This window comes from Cedecea sp. B1(4), assembly GCF_059414925.1.
The window spans coordinates 1-435 of sequence record NZ_JCAHMZ010000231.1; the positions used below are offsets into that span (position 1 = coordinate 1).

The window sequence follows — 435 nt, forward strand, 5'->3', positions numbered from 1 at the left end:
GGCGCGTGTGCACGTCGCCGCCGCCCAGGTCCTCGGCGCTGACTTCCTCGCCGGTGGCGGCCTTCACCAGCGGCGGGCCGCCCAGGAAGATGGTGCCCTGGTTCTTGACGATGATGGACTCGTCGCTCATGGCGGGCACGTAGGCGCCGCCGGCGGTGCACGAGCCCATCACCACCGCGATCTGCGCGATGCCCTGCGCCGACATCTGCGCCTGGTTGTAGAAGATGCGGCCGAAGTGTTCGCGGTCGGGAAAGACCTCGTCCTGCTGCGGCAGGTTGGCGCCGCCGGAGTCGACCAGGTAGACGCACGGCAGCCGGTTCTGCGCGGCGATCTCCTGCGCGCGCAGGTGCTTCTTGACCGTCATCGGGTAGTAGGTGCCGCCCTTGACGGTGGCGTCGTTGCAGACGATCACGCATTCGTTGCCGGCGATGCGGC

1 protein-coding gene is annotated in these 435 nt (G+C 69.0%); it reads right to left on the bottom strand.

What is annotated here, in order from left to right; translation table 11 throughout:
• A partial coding sequence (locus ACR6JA_RS22745) for a carboxyl transferase domain-containing protein (RefSeq protein WP_494599738.1) occupies positions 1-435 on the bottom strand: 435 nt, incomplete at both ends.